This window comes from Acanthopleuribacter pedis (assembly GCF_017377855.1).
GTDB classification, from domain to species: Bacteria; Acidobacteriota; Holophagae; order Acanthopleuribacterales; family Acanthopleuribacteraceae; genus Acanthopleuribacter; species Acanthopleuribacter pedis.
On sequence record NZ_JAFREP010000003.1, the window covers coordinates 514,946 to 535,615 of the forward strand.

The window sequence follows — 20,670 nt, forward strand, 5'->3', positions numbered from 1 at the left end:
TGCGCGCTGTTCTGGCGGAAAACCAGGCCAGACCGGACGAGGTCGCCATTCGTTACCGCAACGGTCGCAGGGAAACGCTGGGCTGGAACGAACTGACGCAACCCGTGCCGCGCGCGCCCTGGCGGGAAAACGGCGTTTACCTGATCACCGGCGGTGCCGGCGGTTTGGGTTTGTTGTTTGCCCGTGAAATCGCCGCCGCCACCCGCGCCTGTACCTTGCTGCTCAGCGGGCGTTCGGCGTTGAACCCGGACAAACAACACCAGCTCGACGCCTTGCGCGCCGACGGCGCCAAGGTGGTGTACCGTCGCGCCGATGTCGCCAACGCCGATCACGTCGCCGCTTTGGTGCAGTTTGCCCGCGCCGAGTTGGGTGGCCTGGACGGCGTGATTCACGGTGCCGGCATGGTGCGTGACCAGTTCCTGCTGCGCAAAGATGCCGCGGACTTCGCGCGGGTTTTACAACCCAAGGTCCATGGCTGTGTTGCTTTAGCCCATGCGCTGCAAGCGGTCTCGCTCGATTTTGTCGTGCTCTGTTCGTCGACCGCGGCCGTGTCCGGCAATGTGGGGCAGGGCGATTACGCCGTCGCCAACGCCTTTATGGATCGCTTCGCCGCCGTCCAAAACAGCCGGCCCGAGGTCGCGGCCCATTGGTTGTCGATCAACTGGCCCTTGTGGCGCGCGGGCGGCATGGATGCCGCGCCCCGCGCCGGCGTGGTGCCCATGGAAACCGCCGCCGGCATGGCCGCCTTGCGCGCCGGCTTGGCCACCCAAGCTTCCGGGCTGCTGGTGCTCGCCGGCGATGTGCCCGCCCTGCGGCGGTTGATGTTCCCCGAACCCAACCAGGCAAACCCAAAACCGACGGCCGTCGCGGTTTCCTCACCGTCCCCCGTGTCGGGCGCAAACTTGCGCCGCCAGGTGCTCGGCCGATTGAAGGACCTGCTGGGAGAGACGCTGAACATGGCGCCGGAGCGCATCGACCCGCGCGAACCGCTGGAAAACTACGGCATCGATTCGATAAGCATCACCCGGCTCAACGACGCCTTGGCGGTAGACTTTACCGAACTCTCCAAAACCATCTTCTTCGAAGTGGAAACCCTGGGTGCGCTGAGCAAACACCTCTGCGAAACCTTTCCCGACGAGGCGGCCAAGTGGGTCGACCTGGGCGAAAGCGTCCGGTCCGTGCCCGCCGGGGAAGCCGCGCCGAGGGTGACGGCCGTCGCCGCGCCGCAAACCAACGACGGTCGCCAAGCGCCCATCGCCATCATCGGTCTAAGTGGCGCCTATCCCCAATCCGAGGACCTGGACGCCTTTTGGGCCAACCTGGCCGCGGGCAAGGATTTGGTTGGCGAGATTCCGCCGGATCGTTGGTCGCTGGACGGTTTTTTCGAAGCCGACCCGCGCAAAGCCGTCGCCGCCGGCAAGAGTTACAGCAAGTGGGGCGCCTTCTACGAGGGGTTTGCCGACTTCGACCCGCTTTTCTTTAACATCGCGCCGCTGGAAGCGCTGCACACCGATCCTCAGGAGCGCTTGTTCCTACAAGCCGGTTGGCAGGCCTTGGAAGACGCCGGCCTGACCCGTGACGCCCTGCGCCGTCACGACCAACAACGGGTTGGTGTCTTCGCCGGCATCACCAAAACCGGGTTCGACCATTACGGACCCGAACTGAGCAGCGCCGAGCGGCCGCTTTACCTGCACACCTCGTTTAGTTCCGTGGCCAACCGCGTGTCCTACACCCTCAACCTCAAGGGCCCCAGCGTGCCGGTCGACACCATGTGCTCCTCCTCGTTGACCGCGATCCACCAGGCGTGTCAAAGCTTGCGCGCGGGCGATTGTGAACTGGCCTTGGCCGGCGGGGTCAACCTCTACCTGCACCCCTCGACCTACGTGGGTTTGTGTTCGGGGCAAATGCTCGCCGTCGACGGCCGTTGCCGGAGTTTTGGCGAAGGCGGGGCCGGCTTTGTGCCCGGTGAAGGCGTGGGCGTCGTGGTGCTCAAACCGCTGGCGCGGGCGCTGGCCGACCGCGATCCGATCCACGCCGTCATTCGCGGTAGTCAGGTGAATCATGGCGGTAAAACCAATGGGTACACCGTGCCGAATCCGGTCGCCCAGGGCGAACTGATCCGCGAGACCCTGGACCTTGCCGGCGTTTCAGCGCGGGACATCGGCGTGATTGAAGCCCACGGGACCGGTACCAAGTTGGGCGATCCCATTGAGGTCACCGGCCTGACCCAGGCGTTCCGAGGCGACACCGAGGAAAACGGTTTTTGTGCGCTGGGTTCGGCCAAATCGAACCTCGGCCATTTGGAAGCCGCCGCCGGCATCGCCGGTTTGACCAAGGTCGTTTTGCAACTCAAACACCGCAAGCTGGTACCGAGTCTTCATGCCACGCGCTTAAACCCCAACATCGATTTTGACAAAACGCCCTTCGTCGTCCAGCAAACGTTAACCGATTGGCCGATGCGCAACGGCACCCGTTTGGCCGGGGTGTCCTCCTTCGGTGCGGGCGGCGCCAACGCCCACATCGTGCTGGCGGAACAGGCGGAGATGCGGAAACCTTGGCAGGGCGAGGTCCCTTTGTTGCTGGTGCTATCCGCGCAAAACCAGGACCGTTTGCAGGCTTACGCGCGCCGCATCGCCGCCTTTTTGCGGGCCAACCCGGCAACCGATGTAGCGGACCTGGTCTACAGCCTCCAGGTCGGTCGTGAACCTCGGGAACTGCGACTCGCTTGTTGGGTCAGGTCCCTCGACGAGGCAATTGCCGGGCTGAGCGCCTACGAGGCGGGTGGGGAAGCGGACCTGTTGCTCGGTCGCCCCGCCGATCACCGCGCCTTCCTGGCCCAATTCGATGACGAACAACTTGCGGCGCTTTGTGAACCGGCCCTGGCGGCCGGCGACGTTGCCGAACTGGCTGATTGTTGGCTCAAAGGGGTGCCGGTCGATTGGGCCGCCTTGTACGGCCAAAACCCGCCCCGGCGGATCCACCTACCGACCTATCCCTTCGCCAAGCAACGCCTGTGGTTGCCCGAAACCATGAAGCAGGAACAAGCCGAACAAGCCGAACAACCCGCGGCCGTGACCGCGACCGAAGCGGGTGTCCTCGAACGCGCCAAAGACGAAACGAAACATCCCGCCCAACCCAAAGCGGTGGTGCTGGTGCCCACTTGGCAGCCGGTGGTGCCGGAGCGGATCGCGGCCGTACCCGCATCTGACGAAACCGTTTTGGTGGTGGGTGCCGATGCCGCGCAACAGCGCATCCTCGCTCAATCGCTGCCCGCCGCGGTGTTTGTGGCCGATGTGGCCGAGCTTGAACAACGCGACGACACCCCGGCGCACATCATTTGGTTCGCGCCCAAGCCGGTTTGGGACCCACACGACGACTCAGGTGTCCGCCACGCCCTCGGCGAGCTGTTCCGTTTGACCAAAGCGCTGCAGCAAACCTCCGTGCGGCAACCTTCGCTGACCCTGATCACCCGCCAGGCCGCCGCGCTGCATGGCGACGACACCGTGAACCCCAACCACGCCGCCGTGATGGGGTTGGTCGGTTCCCTCGCCAAAGAGTTTCCCCGGTGGCGGGTGCGTTTGCTCGATGCTCCGGCGGAAAACAACGACCTTTTGAAGGAACTGACGACCCTGCCGTTTGATTCACAAGGCAACGCGCTTGCCTATCGCGGTCGTCAGTGGCGCCGTCAAAACCTGACCCCGCTGGTTGCCTTCCCGCCGGGAGACGTACCCTTCCGTCAGGGTGGCGTTTACGTCCTGATCGGCGGCGCCGGTGGTTTGGGCCGGACCTTTACTGAACTGCTGCAGACCCGCTTCAACGCCCGGGTCGTTTGGCTGGGACGAAGCCCGCTCGATGCGGCGATCCAAGCCAAATGCGACAACCTCGCCGACGGCGGTCGCGCGCCCTGGTACCTGCAAGCCGATGCCTCAGATGCGGCCCAACTCGAGACCGCCCTGGCGCAAATATTCGAACGGTACCCGCGCATTCACGGCGTCATCCACACCGCCCTCGGGGTTTTCGATCAGGGTTTGGCCAAGGTTGATGCGGCCCATTTTGACGCGGTGTTGTCCGCCAAAATCGAAACCACCGCCGTGACGGCGCGTCTCCTCGCCGATGTCGATCTCGACTTTTTGCTGTTGTTCTCCTCGACCGCCTCCTTCTTCAAAAGCGGCGGCATGAGTGGGTACGCCGCCGGCTGCGCCTACCAGGACGGCGTCGCTCACGCTTTGCAGCGCGCGGGTCGTGCCGTCAAGGTGATCAATTGGGGTTACTGGTCGGTGGGTTCCGGTGAACGGCTCAGTGAACAGGCCAAACAACGCTTGCAGCAAAACGGCGTCGTCGCCGTTACGCCCCACGAAGCCTTGGACGCCTTGTCGATCCTGCTGCGCGGACCTTTCGCCCAACTGGCGCTGCACAAAAGTTCCCTTGCCGGCGAGGATGCCGGTGAGAGCGTCCTGGTCTACCCACCTGAGGTGCCTTCCGTTGCCGACGCCGTGGCCGCCTTGCCGGACCAACAGCCGTTGGTAACGCGCGTGCTGGCCACCGGCGTCCTTGAGCCGGACGGCATGCAGGACTTGCTCGTGCAACTGCTCCGGGCCGTGTTTGCCGAATTGGGTTTGGCGCGCGCCGGCGCCACGCGGCCTTCCCATCTGGGCGCGGATGTGCCGGCCTTTTACGACCGTTGGTTCGAGGCCGGTTTGTTGTTGTTGGACGAATTCGAAACCGGGCCGACGCAACCGCTCGCGACCTTGTGGCGCCGCTGGGACCAAGCCAAGCAGGTTTGGCGCGCCGATCCCGACAAACGCGCCGCCGCCGTGTTGGTGGAAACCACGATGCGTGCGTTGCCCGAGATCTTGACCGGGAAACGGCGTGCTACCGACGTGATGTTCCCCAACGCCTCGATGGAACTGGTCGAGGGTTTGTACGCGGGCGGGGTGATCGCCGACGCCTTTAACGCGATCCTTGGCGATGCCTTGATCGCGGCGGTCAAGGCCCGCATCGCGGCCGACCCCCACGTTAAATTGCGCATTTTGGAAGTGGGGGCGGGCACCGGCGGCACCACGCAAAAACTGCTGCCGCGTTTGGCACCCTTCGCCGCGAACCTCGCCGAATATTGCTATACCGACTTGTCCAAGGCCTTTCTGTTCCACGCGGAAGAACACTACCGGCCGCAAGCGCCTTACCTGACCACTGCCTTGTTCGATGTGTCGCAACCCCTTGCCGGTCAGGATGTGGCGCCCGGTGCTTTTGATTTCGCCGTGGCCACCAACGTGTTGCATGCGACCCGCAACATTCGCGGTGCTTTGCGCCAGGTGAAAGCCGCGCTGCGGGCAAAGGGTTTGCTGCTGCTTAATGAACTGAGCATTCGCACCTTGTACAGTCATTTAACCTTCGGTTTGCTGGAGGGTTGGTGGCTGAATGAGGACGAGGCCTTGCGGCTGCCGGGCTCTCCGGCGCTTACGCCCGCGGGCTGGGCCGACGTCTTGCGCGAGGAGGGCTGGTCGCGGGTGGTTTTTGCGGGCCAAGCCGCCCAAGTGCTCGGCCAACACATCCTTGCCGCCGAAAGCGACGGGGTTGTGCTGCAGGCCGCCGCGACGCGGCGCGACCGGGTGGTGGCGTCTGTTTCCGCCGCGAGATCCGCTGAATCGGTTCCGGCGCGGCCTGAAGCGCCCGCTGTCGAAACCGGCATCGACAACGAGGAATTACAGCGCCGCGCCGTCGCCTTTTTCTGTGACCTGGTAGCGCGGACCATGCGCATTCCCGTCGATCACATCGACGCGGCCGAACCCCTGGAAACCTACGGCTTGGATTCGATCCTCATTGTGCAGATTACCCACCGTTTGGAAGACCACTTCGAAGCGGTGGACGCCACCTTGTTGTTTTCGTTGCAAACCATTGATGCCATGGCGCGCCACTTCGCGGTGGCGGAGCGCGACGCGTTGATGGGGCTCCTCGGCCTCAGCCCCGCGGCGACGGCGCCGTCCGGCAAGGTCGCGGAAACCAAGCCGGGCGTTGAGGACGTGACGCCGCGGGTGGAGGCCGTCGCGCCGGCACCCGGTGCCTTTGAACCCATTGCCGTGATCGGCATGAGCGGGCGTTATCCCATGGCTGCCGATTTGGATCAGTTCTGGGCCAACCTGGTCGCCGGTCGCGATTGCGTAAGCGAGGTGCCCGCGGATCGCTGGCCGTTGGATGGCTTTTACGAGGCCGATTCGGCGCGGGCCGTCGCCGAGGGCAAAAGTTATTCCAAGTGGGGTGGGTTCCTGGAGCGTCACGCCGAATTCGACGCGCTCTTTTTTCACATCTCGCCGCGCGAGGCGGTGAACATTGACCCGCAGGAACGGCTGTTCCTGCAATGTGCCTGGTCCGCCTTGGAAGATGCGGGCTACACGCGGGCCTCCATTGCCGAACGGTTTCAACAACGCGTGGGTGTGTTTGCCGGCATCACCCGGCCCGGCTTTGCGTTGTACGGCCCGGACCTGTGGCGTCAGGGCGAGGCCGTGTTCCCGCGGACCTCGTTTAGCTCTGCCGCCAATCGGGTTTCCTATTTCCTTAACCTGCAGGGGCCGAGCATGGCAGTGGACACCATGTGTTCGGCGTCGTTGTCGGCGATCCACGAGGCGTGCGAGAACCTACAGCGCGGCAACTGCGCCATGGCCTTGGCCGGCGGTGTCAATTTATACCTACACCCCTCGGCCTACATCAGTTTGAGCCAAGCCAAAATGTTGTCGCGGGACGGGCGTTGCAAGAGTTTCGGCGAGGGCGCCAACGGCTTTGTTCCCGGTGAAGGGGTCGGCGTGGTGGTGTTGAAACCGCTGGCGCGGGCCGTGGCCGACGGCGACAACATCCACGCCGTGATCCGCGCGACCCATGCCGGTCACGACGGCAAAACCAACGGCTACACCGTGCCCAACCCCGTCGCCCAGCGTGATTTGGTGCGCGCCGCCTTGGACAAAGCCGGCCTGTCCGCGCGGCAGGTGGGTTTCATTGAGGCCCACGGGACCGGCACCGAGTTGGGTGACCCGATTGAGGTCAACGCCTTGCGTCAGGCATTTGCCGTCGACAGTGACGAGACCGGTTTTTGTGCCTTGGGCTCGGCCAAGTCGAACCTCGGCCATTTGGAGGCCGCCGCCGGGGTGGCCGGTTTTACCAAACTGGTGTTGCAACTGAAACATCGGCGGTTGGTGCCGAGCCTGCACGCCGCGCGTTTGAACCCCAAAATTCCCTTTGAGAAAACCCCGTTCCGGGTGCAGCAGCAGCTTGCCGATTGGCAACGGACGACCTTGGCGCAAGACGGCGTTCAAAGCGAATTGCCGCGTTTGGGTGGCGTTTCCTCCTTTGGTGCCGGCGGCGCCAACGTGCACGTGTTGGTGGAGGAATACAACGCCGAGGCGCGTCGCGGGTTACCCGCCGAGGGGCCGCGGGTTGTGCTGTTGTCGGCCATGACCGCCGCGCGTTTGTCGGCCGTCGCCGAGAACCTGCTGCGGTTTGTGCGCACCGCGGCGCCGTCGCCCTGGTTGTTGGCGGACCTGTGTTACACCTTACAGGTTGGTCGCGAGGCGATGGAAGAACGCCTTGCCTTGGTGGTGGGTTCGCTGGATGAACTGGACGAGAAACTGGCCGCTATTGTTGCCGGTGCGCCCGCCCGGGACGGGGTGTTCCGCGACCGGGTGACGCCCCACAAAAAAACCATCGCCCTGTTTCGCGAGGACAGCGACATGGCCGGGGCTGTTGCGGCTTGGGTGCGCAAACGCAAATTCAGCAAGTTGTTGGATCTGTGGGTAAAGGGTTTGGCGGTGGATTGGCAGGTCTTGGCCGAGGGTGAAACACCACGTCGGATCAGTTTACCGACCTACGCTTTTGAACCAACGGCCTACCATTTACCGGCGGTAAAGGCGCCGGCGTCTAGCGGCATGGGCGCGGCGATGCTTCATCCGTTGGTTCAGCGCAACGTTTCCGATTTGAGCGCGCAACGTTTTGCGAGCCGCCTCGAAGGCGATGAATTTTTCCTGCGCGACCATGTGGTCAACGGCGACAAGGTGGTGCCGGGTGTTGTGTATTTGGAAATGGCGCGGGCCGCGTTGCAGCAGGCTCTGCCGGCGGGCATAGACGCGGGGATAATGTCCCTTCGCCAGGTTGTTTGGGCACGGCCGCTTCGCGTTGAGGCGGAAGGCGTGGAACTGAGCATCCGCCTGGAACCCGAGGCCGCGGGAGATGCGGCCGCACGGGTCCGCTTCCAGGTGGAAACAGACGGGGAGCGGCCCCATTGTCTGGGCGTGGCCATGCTCCGTGACGAACCGACGCCGCCCGCCTTGGACTTGGCCGGATTGCGCGCGCACATGGACGTCGGCCGCTTGGACGGCGCCCAAACGCGGGCCTTGTACCGCGACATGGGCATGCTTTACGGCCCGAGCCACGCCGGGTTGCAACAGGTGTTGCTGGGTCGGGATCAGGTTTTGGCCGAGCTGGTCCTGCCCGAGGTGGTGGCGGCGGACCAAGCGCTGTACGGCTTGCATCCGGCTTTGCTGGATGCCGCTTTGCAGGCAACCATCGGTTTAACCGTTGCCGATCATCTTCAGAGTGGCGATGCGGAGACCCAAACACCGCGCGCCACCGTGCCTTTTGGCTTGGAAGCCGCCACCCAATGGGCGGCGGCGCCGCCCAAAGTTTGGGTCTGGATTCGGTTCGCGCCCGGTTGTTGCGCGGACGATGCCGTGCAGAAGTTGGACCTGGATCTGTGTGATGAACAGGGCGCGGTCTGGGCCGCCTTGCGGGGGTTCTCCTCGCGTGTTCTGACCGAACCGGGGCCCGACCTGCGCCGCCGTCTCCATGCCGATGCGTTTTACCTAAAAGACCACGGCGGCGTGTTGCCGGGCGTGATGACCTTTGAGCTGGCATTCGCCGCGGCCAAAGCGCGCGGCCTGGCGGTGACGGGTCTGCGCCAGATTGTTTGGCCGCAAACGCTGAGGGTCACCGACGAACACGAGGTGGTCGTCCAGATCACCGAGGCTGGGGAACACCACGAATTTACCCTTTCCGGCGAACAGGGCGAACGCCTGTCTCAGGGTCGGCTGTGTACCCAACCGGTGGCGGCGCCGGCGGCCCTGGATATCGCGGGTCTGCGCGAACGCTGCCCGCAAAGCTTGGATCGCGCGGCTTGCGATCAACTGCTGCGCGGCACCCACGGCCCCGGGCTGCTCAGCATCACCACCTTGTGCCACGGAGACCGGGAAGCCCTGGCTTGGCTCAAAGTGCCTGACGCCGTGTCGGATCAGCGTTTTGCATTGCATCCCGCCCTGACCAACGGGGCCGTGCTCACCGCGGCGGTTTTGTGCCTGGTCGGTTCCGACAGCCCCGCGCTGCCGATGCCGTTCGCCCTCGACGCCCTCGAATGTTACGCGCCCCTAAGCGACGAGGCCGTGGTCCATGCCGCCTTGTGCGCCGAGCAGCCGCCCGCCGCGGCCGGACTGCGCAAGCTCGATGTGGTGGTCGCCGACTTAAACGGGCGGCCCCTGCTTGCCTTGCGGGGTTTCGCCTTGACCACGGCACCGCGCGAAACGCGCCTGAAGGAAACACCGCCGCAAACCCTGTTCGCCGTGCCGGTTTGGCGGGAAACACCCGCTTGCACCGCTGCCGAACCCGTCGCGGCGGATCCGATCATTTTCTTGGCCGGCGAAGACGCCGAATGGGCGCAAGCGTTGCGGCAGCGTTTCGCAAACGCCGAGTTACACCCCTTGCCGGCCGAGGTCGCGGTCGGCTTGCCAATCGTGTTGGCGCGGATCCAGGCGAGCCTGAAGCAAAAAGACGGCGTTCAACCCTGTTACGTACTGGTCCCGCCGAACGCGGATGTCGCTTCGTTAAGCGCCTACGCCGGTTTGTTCAAAACCGCCGCGGTTGAACACCCGCGGTTCGTCGGCAAGCTGATTGATAGCCAAATGTCCGCGGGAACAACCGCCGAACGCCTGGTCCGCGAACCCATGGAAGCAGGTGAGGTGGTGCGTTACGAGGCGAACGGCAAGCGCATGGTTCAGGTTTTTGAACCCTGCCGCCGCGAGCCCGGCCCGCCGCCGCTGGAAACCGGCGATGTGGTTTGGATCACCGGCGGCATGGGCGGCCTGGGTCAAATCTTTGCGCGGGCTTATGCCGAGGTCGGCGCGACCGTGGTGTTAAGTGGTCGGCGTACCTTGGCCGAAACGGGGCGCGCCGCCCTAGCCGCGCTTCAGGAACAGGGCGCGGTGGTGTACCTGCCCTGTGATTTGTGCGATACGGAGGCCGTGCAATCCTGTGTCGAAGTGATCACCGCGCGGTTCGGGCGGCTCGACGCCGTATTGCACGCCGCCGGGGTGCTGCGCGACGCCGCCCTACTCAAAAAAGAGCGCGACGCCGTCGATGCCGTCCTCCAACCCAAGGTGCGCGGGACGCACGCCCTCGACGCCGCCACCGCGCATCTTCCGCTCAAGTGGATGGCGCTGTTTTCTTCCGCGGCCGGCGCGCTGGGCAGCATGGGCCAGGCCGACTACGCCGGCGCCAACGCCTTTTTGCACGGCTTCGCGGCACAGCGCAACCGGCGTGTCACCGCGGGCACCCGGTACGGGCGCACCCTGGCGGTGGCCTGGCCGCTGTGGCGCGACGGCGGCATGCACATGGACGCCGCCGCCCAAGCACGCATGAAACACAACACCGGCATGGTCGCCATGGACAGCGACGTCGGGGTTGATGCCTTGCAGCGCGCCCTCGCCGGCGACGGCGATTGGTTGCTGGTCGCCCAGGGAGACCCCGCCAAAATCACCGCCCTGTGGCAACAGGTTCGCCAACCCGTCGCGGTGCCGGCCCGCGTTGACGGGGCCGGCGCGGAAACGGAAGCAGCACTGAACGCCTTCCTGGTTCAATGTGTTGTCGCGCAGCAGGCCGTGTCCCCGGAACAGGTAGAGCCCGAAACCGAACTGACCCGTTACGGATACGATTCTATTTCTTTTACCGAATTCGCCGACCGGCTCAACCGCCACTACGGCTTGGAACTGATGCCGACCGTCTTTTTCGAATTCCCCGATCTGGCGCGGTTGGCCGAGCATCTTTTGACAACGAGCGCCGCCAAAATCGCCGCGGTATATCAGCCGGATCGGGGTACGGTGGCCCACACGGCGTCGGAGGCGCCGTCGCAAAGGACGTCGGAGGCGCCGTCGCAAGGGACGTCGGAGGCGCCGTCGCACCGCGCGGCCACGCCGAAACCCAAGCCGACCTTTCAGGCGCGGCCGTTGCTCGCCGTGAAGCCCGCGGCGAACGCCGGTGCGTCAACATCCGCGCGGGACATGCCGATTGCCGTGATCGGTAGGAGCGGCCGTTTTCCCGGTTCCAAGAACCTCGACGCCTTCTGGGCGAACCTGGCCGACAACCGCGACTTAATCACCCGCGTGCCCGCCGACCGCTGGGACTGGCGCGCCTACGACGGCGATCCCACGGCCGAAATCGGCAAAACCCGCGCCCACCACGGCGGCTTCATCGACGGTGTCGCCGATTTTGATCCGCGTTTCTTCGGGATTGCCCCGCGCGAAGCCGCGTTTATGGATCCCCAATTCCGCCTGTTCCTGCAAACCGTTTGGGCCGCGATTGAAGATGCCGGCTACGGGCCGGGCGCGCTTTCCGGCAGCAAAACCGGCGTCTTTGTCGGGGTGACCACCCGCGATTACGCCGAGCTGTTGCAGCAGTCCGCGCAGCCCGCGCTTGCGCTCGGCGGTTCGGTCTTGTTCCACGGGGCGATTCCCAACCGCATCTCCTACCTGCTCAACCTGCACGGGGTGAGTGAAGCCGTCGACACCGCCTGTTCCAGTTCGTTGGTTGCGCTACACCGCGCCGTCGAAAGCATGCGCCAGGGGAGTTCGGAGGCTGCTTTGGTGGGTGGCGTCAATGTGATGTTGAGCCCGACCGTCACCCTGAACACCAGCCAAGCCGGTATTCTGGCCGCGGATGGGCGCTGCAAAACCTTTGACAAACGCGCCGACGGTTACACCCGCGGGGAAGGGGTCGGCGCCGTGTTCCTCAAACCCTTGGCCCGTGCCGAGGCCGACGGCGACCGCATCATCGCCGTGATCCGCGGGAGTGCCGTAAACCACGGTGGTCGCGCCGCCTCGCCGACCGCACCCAATCCCGTCGCCCAAGAACGTTTGCTAAACGAGGCCTGGACCCGTGCCGGCGTGGATCCGGCCGGCATATCTTACCTCGAGGCCCACGGGACCGGCACCGAACTGGGCGATCCCATCGAGATCAACGGCATCAAAGCCGCTTTTCGCAAGCGTTACGCCGACTTGGGCCAAACGCCGCCGGCCGAGGCCCACTGTGGGGTCGGCTCGGTGAAAACCAACATTGGGCATACCGAGGCCGCCGCCGGCATTGCCGGCATCATGAAAGTATTGTTGATGATGGAACAGGGCACCATTCCCGGCAACGTCCACCTGCAAGAAGCCAACCCCTACCTCGACCTGCGCGACAGCCCGCTTTATCTGGCCAAAGAAACCCAACCCTGGCGTACCGAACCCGGTGTGCCGCGCCGCGCCGGCGTGAGCAGCTTCGGCATCGGCGGCGCCAACGCCCACGTCCTCTTGGAAGCCTACCCCGCGCCCGCGCCGAGCCCGCAAAACGGCCCGGTTCTGGTGCTGCTCTCCGCGAAAACGGAGGACGCCTTGTGCCGGGCGGCCAAGCTGCTGCGCGATTTTTGTCGGGACCAGGCGCCGTCTCTGGCCGATGTCGCCTATACGTTGCAAATCGGCCGTGACGCCATGGACGAACGCCTGGCCCTGGTCGTGTCCTCGCAACAAGAATTAGACGCCGGCTTGCAGGCCTACCTTGAGCACCGCGAATCGTCCTACCTGTGGTGTGGCAAAAGCCATGGCAACCCGCCGCAAGGTCCGACGCGGACCTTGGCCGAACAGGCCGCCCACTGGGTGCAAGGGGGCGCCGTCGACTGGCGCGCGCTTCACGGCGGTGTCCGCTTGAACCGCATGAGCCTGCCGACTTACCCGTTTGCCGAGGAGCGGTATTGGTTGCCGGAAACGCCGCCTTCGCTGCCGGATGCCGTGGTTCCCGCCGAGCAACCCGAGGCACGTGCCGCTGTTGACGAAAAGCCGGGCGCCCCGGCGGCGGACGCCATGATCGAGGATGTGATTAGCCTGCGCCCCACCTGGCTTGAAGCCACCGAACCTTTGTTGCCGTCGCCCGTGCCCGACCGGCAGGCCTCGGTGCTACTTGTCGGCGGCAGCGCCGCCCAACGCGAAGCCGTGCAAACACGGCTTCCCCACTGCGTCCAACTGAGCGTTGATCGCCGTCACCAACCGGCTGACCTCGTCGCCGCCTTGGCCAACCTCGACCGCTTTGACCACGTCGTTTGGATCGCACCGCCGTCCTATCTCGATGCCATCGCCGAACCCGCGATGATCGAAGCCCAACAGGACGGCGTGATCGCCTTGTTCCGCTTGGTCAAGGCCCTGCTTGCCCATGACTATGGCAAGGCGCGTTTGGGCTGGACGCTGGTTACCTTTGCGACCCAGGCCGTCGACGACGAGGAAGCCCTCAATCCAACCCATGCCGGTATCCACGGTTTCGCCGGCACCATGGCCAAAGAGGTTCCCCACTGGCAGGTGCGTGTTGTTGATTTGAGTCCGGCCGACACCGCGTTCCCGGACGATCTTTTCCGCTTGCCCTTTGATGACGACGGCGACGGCCGCGCCTACCGCAACGGCGTCTGGTGGCGTGCCACGCGGCAGCCGATGCTGCCGGCGCCCGCCGCCCGTTCACCCTACCGGAGCCGCGGCGTCTACGTGGTGATCGGCGGCGCGGGTGGGATTGGCGAAGCTTGGACCCGCGACATGATCGCACGCTTTGGCGCGCGCGTCGTTTGGCTCGGTCGCCGTGCCGCCGATGCCGCAATCGCCGCCAAAACCGCCGCGCTCGGGATGTTCGGACCCGAACCCTTGTATCTCCAAGCCGACGCCGCCGACTACGACGCCTTATCCGCCGCCGCCGCAACCGTGCGGCAACGCTTCGGTGCTGTTCACGGGGTGGTCCACGCCGCCTTGGTCCTGCGCGACAAGAGTTTGGCGAATATGGACGAAGCCGATTTTCGCCTCGGGCTCGCCGCCAAAATCGACGTCTCGGTGAACCTGGCCCGCGTTTTCCAACAGGATGCGCTCGATTTTGCCCTCTTTTTCTCCTCGATGAGTGCCTTCCTCAAAACCGCGGGCCAGTGCAATTACACCGCCGGTTGCGTGTTCAAGGACAGCTTCGCCCGGCAACTGGATCACGCCTGGACCGCCCGCGTGCGCGTCATCAACTGGGGTTATTGGGGCAGCGTCGGCGTTGCCACCGACGCCTTTTACCAGGAGCGCATGCGCGCGGAAGGCGCCGGCTCCATCGAACCCGGGGAGGCCTGGCCCGCGTTGGAATCGCTGTTGATGAGCAAGCATCCGCAACGGGCGTTGATGAAACGGCTGCGACCCGTTCTTCCTGAGTCGCTACAAACGCCCCAAGCAGCACGGCAAACTTCGGCGCCGGCCACGGCGCGCGGCGCCTCTGTTGCGGCCGTTCAGCACCAATTGGCCGAAATCGTGCGCGAGCTGCTCCTGCTGCGCCCGGAACACGCGCTGGCGGGCGATGCGGTTTTTTCCGATTTGGGGCTCGACTCCATCAGTTCCGTGCGCTTTATCCGCACCTTGTCGGCACACTTTGACCTTTCGCTGCCGGAAACCCTAATCTACGACTGTCCCACCATCGACAGCATGGCCGAACACTTGGCCGGCTTGCTGCCCGCGACCCCGCTTGATGCCGAGCCCCTGCCCGCGCCGGCATCAGCCGCCGCGGGTTCCCCATTCGGCGCCCATCTCGGTGCATTGATGCAGCAGTACCCCGAGTTGGTGCCGCTCCAAATCGAAGGGGCGGGGCCGATCTTGTTCTGCTTCGGACCCATGTCCGGCGATGTCGGCGTTTACAGCAAACTGGCCGAGGCGGCGGACCAGCGCTTTCGCGTCGTCGGCTTGCGCGCCCGAGGGTTCCTGACCGAGGCCGCGCCTTTGACCGATCTGCCTGCCATGGGTGCGGTCTACGCCGACATCATCCGCGCCGTGGATCCCGACGGCCCCTACCATCTGTTCGGCGGCTCCGTCGGCGGCACCATCGCCTATGAAACCACGCGCCACCTGCAACAGGGTGGGGGCAACGTTCAAACCTTGCTGCTTGCAGAATCGCCGTTGATTGCCGTGGATGCCGACGCGGCTCCTTGGACCACGGACGAAACCGCCAACCTGATCATGAATGCCAACTTCCTGCTGATCCACGGGTTGCACGCCGATCCCGCCTTCCGCGCGCGCAAACAGCGCGGCGAAGTGTCCCTCGCCGATTTGATGGTAACCCCGGCCCTGGTCGCGGAAACGCCGGCCGCGGATACCGCGAAGGAAACCTTGGTCGACCGCCTGGTGCGCCTGATTCGCGCACGCGGTGTCGCGCGGGACGCGGACGATTTGCGTCAACGCCTGGCCTCCATGGCGGCGACCCACCTCGCCAACCTCGATGCCTTTAACCGCTACCGCGCCCTGCCCTTGCCCTTCCCGCGCCGGGTCCAGGCGCTTTTGTTCCGCACCCGCACCGCCTTCGCCACCTCGGACGCCGTTTACAATCCCGATTACCTGGTCAATATCCAGCGCGAACGCGGCGGTTTTGCCCATTACCTGCAAGACTGGCAACGGGTTTTGCCACACATGGGCACCATGCTCGTCGACGGCGACAACCACTTCGATCTGCTCAGCACCCGCACCACCGTGCGCCACATGGCCGACCTGATCGCGCAAATGATGGGGGTGGCCGCCCACCAACTTCGCCAAAACAAGGCCCGCGCCGCGATGCAAACCCAACCGCAACCAAGCGAAGCGCCCGCCCCGACGCCGAACCACGGGCCGACGTCCGCCGCAAGCGAGGACCGCCGCATCGCCGTGATCGGCATTGCGGCAAAGTTCCCTGGTGCCGACGACGCGTCCGCCTTTTGGCAACTGCTCAACGGGGATCGCTCCGCCCTCGGCCCCGTTCCCGCCGAACGGGGCTGGGATCAGTGGTCGCCATCCGGCGCCGGCGATGTCGTCGGTGGTTTCCTCGAGGACATCGCCGCCTTCGATCCGCTGTTCTTCAAAATCGCGCCCAACGAAGCCGCTCACATGGATCCGAGCGAACGGTTGTTCCTGCAATCGGCCTGGCATGCCTTGGAAGACGCCGGCATCGACCCTACCGCCCTCGCCGGCAAACGCTGGGGCGTTTACTGCGGTGGCGGCGGCGACTACACCCTGCGGCTCCAACAAACGCTGGGGGTTTCGCCCCACGTTACCAGCAGCACCCTACCCGGTCGCGTGTCCTACGCGCTGAACCTCACCGGACCTTCCATGGCGGTGGATGTCGGTTGCAGCTCCTCACTAACCGCCGTCGCCCAAGCCTGTGACCACCTCCTGCTCGGCCATTGCGAAGCCGCCGTCGTCGGCGGGGTCTCCATTTCCAGCACGCCCAACTTGGCGATTGCCTCCGCCTCGCTGCTGGCGCCGGACGGCGTCGGGCGCGCGCTCGCAGCCTCGGCGCAAGGCATGGTACCCGGCGAAGGGGTCGGGGTGGTGGTGCTCAAACGCCTCGACCGCGCGCGCGCCGACGGTGATCCCATCCACGGCGTCATTGAAGGTTGGGCCGTCAACAACAACGGCTTAACCAACGGGATGGCCGCGCCCAGCGTCGCCGGTTGGACCGATCTGCTCGAGCAGGCCTACCGACGCGCCGGCGTTTCACCCAAGGACATTGGTTTTGTGGAAGCCAACGCCAACGGCACCCCGCTCGGCGACCGCATGGAAGTGCAGGCGCTGCAGCAGGTGTACCGCGCGGCCGGGGTGCCCGCCGGCGCCTGTGTACTCGGCAGCGTGGAAAACCACATCGGCCACGCCTGGCAATGCTCGGGGCTGGCCCATCTCATCAAAGCCTTGCTGGCCCTCAAACACCAAAGCATCCCGGCGACCTTGTTGCGACAAGGCGGACCCGACCCCGACCTGTTCCCCGCGCACGCGCCCCTCCATGTCCCGGCCGTCAACCAATCCTGGCCAAGCGACGGCGTTTTGCGCCGCGCCGCGGTGAGTTCGCTGGGCGCCGCCGGCAGCGGCGTCCACATGGTGCTTGCCGAGGCGCCCCGGCGGACAACGCCCAGCGCGCCACCGCCCGCGCTTCCGCCCCTGCTGCTCTCGGCCGACACCGACGAAGCCTTGCAACGCCGTTGCGGCGATCTGGCCGCCTGGCTCGCGGCTCAGGCGGAACCCGTCAACCTCGCCGATGTCGCGCTAAACCTGCTGCGTCGCACCCCGATGCGCGAACGCCGCGCCTTGGTCGTCGACGATCCCGTCGCCTTGGAGCAGGTGTTGCGCAACCTCGCCGATGGACAACTTCCCGCGGGCGTTTTACACGGCACCGCGTCGTCCCAAAACGATCCCATCCTCGCCGTGCTCGCCAAAACCGCCACCCGGCAGTGGGCCGCCGAACCCGGCCGCGACGCCGCTCTGCTGCTCGCCGATGTGTTTGTGCGTGGCGATGCCGCATCGGTTCAGGCCTGTTTTGCCGAACATCCGCCGGCCCATCTGTCCCTCCCGGGTTATCCGTTCGCACGGCGGCATTGTTGGTTGGCCGCGCCGCGGGGTGGGGAAGCGGTCGCGGAACCCGCCGGCGACACCCATTCCGAAAATGAACCTTTGAAGGCACTGCTGGGTGTGCTCCACGAGATCACCGGCCTCGCACCCACCGAGGTTGATCCCAACCGCGCCTGGGGTTCCTTCGGCATGGACTCGCTGATGAACATGCGCTTGCTGGCACGGCTCAACGAAGATTTCGACCTGGAACTGCACATCGCCGACCTGCTTGAATTTCACAACCCACGCCTGCTGGCCGGGCACCTCGCCGCCGCCGAACCCGCGCCCGAGGCAAGCACCCCGCCTCCCGCCGGCGACACCTTCGACGATGCCGATCACTGGGTCGCTCGGCGCCTCAACCCCATGCCGAGCGGCATGCACCTGTTGCGGGTGCCCATTAACGGCAAACACGCCGCCGCCGATCCCGACCAGGATCCGCTCGCACCTTTGCTCGCCGCCGGGATTGCTGTTTACCACGCCGGCGACCAACTGTGCCTCGTGGCGCACCAGACCGTTGATCTGAACCGTCGGCTCGCGGATCTCGAACCCGGTGCCGTCGCGCAATTGGCGATGCGGCTTGAACCCGATAGCTTGGTCGCGCCCGTTTCGCAGGAACAACAGCGTAACTTGGTCCACTCCGAGCAATTGGGTTTGACCTCCTGGAACGTGCAACATCTTTTCACCCTCGCCGACCAACACCTGGCTCGCGACCTGTTACAAGCGGCGGTTGACCAGGTGGTTGCGGCGCAAGATGCACCGCGCACCCATTTCCAACCGCTCGGCAATCGCTGGTGTCAGGTCGTGTCGCCCGAGAAACGCATTCCGATCCAAGAAGTGGCCGTCGACAGTTTGTTCGCGTTCCAAACCCAGCTCGCCCGGCAACGGCTCCAACCCATCGACGTCCAGGGTGATTCGCTGTTCACCTTGTGGTTGGCGCGGGTTGACGGCGCCGCCCACTTGGGCATGGTCGTCCACCACGCCCTTGCCGACGCCTTCACCTGCACGCTGTTGTTCCGCCAAATCCAAGCAAGCTACGACGCCTTGCGCGCCGGGGCGGATCCGCGGCAACCGGAACACGAACCCTACTGGTTGTACAGTTTGCGGCAATGGGACACGCGGTCCTTCCGCGCCGAGGGCACCCGCCGTTTTTGGCGGAACCTTTTGGGTGACAAGACGCTCGCCATGCGCCTGCCCTACGCGCGCGATCCCCGCGCCCTGACCCTTGAGGAACGCGACGCCGGCGCCACCTTCACGCGAACACTAACCGATGAAGACACCCGGCTGTTGCGAAGCTTTTGTGCCGAACACGACCTCACCCTGACCCATGTATTTAGCGGCGCCCTCGCCCTCGTGCTCGCTCGCGCCATGGACAACCCCCAACCCGTGCTGCAGTTTTTCCATAGCTTGCGGGACCGAACCCCGCTGTTGCAAACCCTGGGCGAGTTCACCAACATCCTGTTTTTGCCCTTAACCATTGATCCAGGCCACACCGTGCTGGAACTGTTCCAGTCCGTGAAAAGTGAAAGCTTGGCGTGTCTGCGTCACGGAAAAACCGCCTTTGATCCTTTGCTGGAACAGGTGGGTTTGCCCGATCTCGAAGCCTTCCATCGCCAGTTGGGCGAGGTCGTGTTGGACAGTGCCGATATCGACAGCGGTACCCAAAGCGGTGTCGGCGAAAAGGGGCACAGTCGCCAGGGCGAGGTTCCGGCCGAACTGAGCGACGCCGTGTTCGAGATGCCCGCCACCGCCACCTTGTTCTACCAAATCCTGCGGGTCGACGGTGCCGTCCATCTGGTTTGCGCCTACCGCGCCCACTGTTTTGCCGCGCGGACCATGCGGGACCTGGCCGCGCTGATCATCCGCCTGGTGCGTGCCCTCCTCGCCGCACCGGAGCAGCCCGTTTCAAGGCTGGTCGCTGATTTCGAAGAACCCTTTGCCGCCTTGAAAACCGCCGCCGCGGTTTACCCGCCCCTGTCGGAACCGCCCAAACGCCGCACCTTTTTTCCCGAATGCCAGCGTTTGAACCCGGTTCGTTCCGGGCGACCCGTGTTTTGGGTTCACGGCGGTTTGGGCGGGGTTGAGGGTTACCAGGCCGTTGCCCAGCACAGCGCGCGCCCCTTCTACGGCATTCAGGCGCGTGGCTGGATGACCGACGCCGCGCCCATCCACGGCGTTGCCGCCATGGCCGAACACTACGTCCACATCGTGCAAAACCTGCAGCCGACCGGCGACATTGACCTGGGCGGTTATTCCTTCGGGGGTTTGCTGGCCTATGAAATGACCCGGTTGTTGCAGCAGCAAGGACGCCGCGTGGCGTCCATCGTGATGCTTGACACCTTGGACAGCACCCACACCGAGCCCAACCCGGACCAACACAAACTGGCGCTGTTCCACGCCGTCAACGCCGCGCTCGGCGCGAGCATTGCCGACCAACCGGAACGTTTGGCGCAAACCCTCATTCATTGCGACGCCGTCGACCCCGACGTCTCGGAGCAAGACTTCTTGGAAAGCTTGCTGCAGCTCGCAGCGGCGCGCGGTTTACCGCAAAACAAGGCGCAACTGCGTGCCCATTTGCTGCAACAGGCCGCGGTGACCAAGGCCTACGACGGCAACGCCTTCCACATCCAACCGCTGTCCCGACCCGATGAAGTGACCTGTTTCTACCTGCGCAACGGCGGCGGACGTTTTCTTGGCGATTTGGAACCCTACTTCATGTTGCGGCGCGCCCCTTCGCCCGTCGACAGCCGTCGTTATTGGGCCGCCTGGGCGCGGGCGCTTCCCAACTTCTACACGCGCGATGTCGCCGCGCGTTCCCACATGACCTTCTTGACCGATCCGCCCGCCTTGGCCGCCGTCGCCGAGGTATGCCGGCTCTTGTATGCCGAACCCGCGCGCCGTCGGGAACTGATCCAAGGTTTCCAAACCAACGCCGGCCAACCGCTCGCCGGCCAAAAACCATAAAACATCAATCAGAGGACACGCC

The 20,670-nt window shown here is 65.0% G+C and carries 1 protein-coding gene (running past one end of the window); it reads left to right on the forward strand.

What is annotated here, in order from left to right:
* Positions 1-20,648, forward strand: partial view of an SDR family NAD(P)-dependent oxidoreductase gene (locus J3U88_RS04950; protein WP_207857250.1) — the 3' portion only. Its footprint begins 8,812 nt before the window's first position; 20,648 of the gene's 29,460 nt are visible here — the last part of the coding sequence; its start codon lies beyond the left edge, outside the window; it ends in the stop codon at positions 20,646-20,648.
* Positions 20,649-20,670 lie beyond the last annotated feature (22 nt).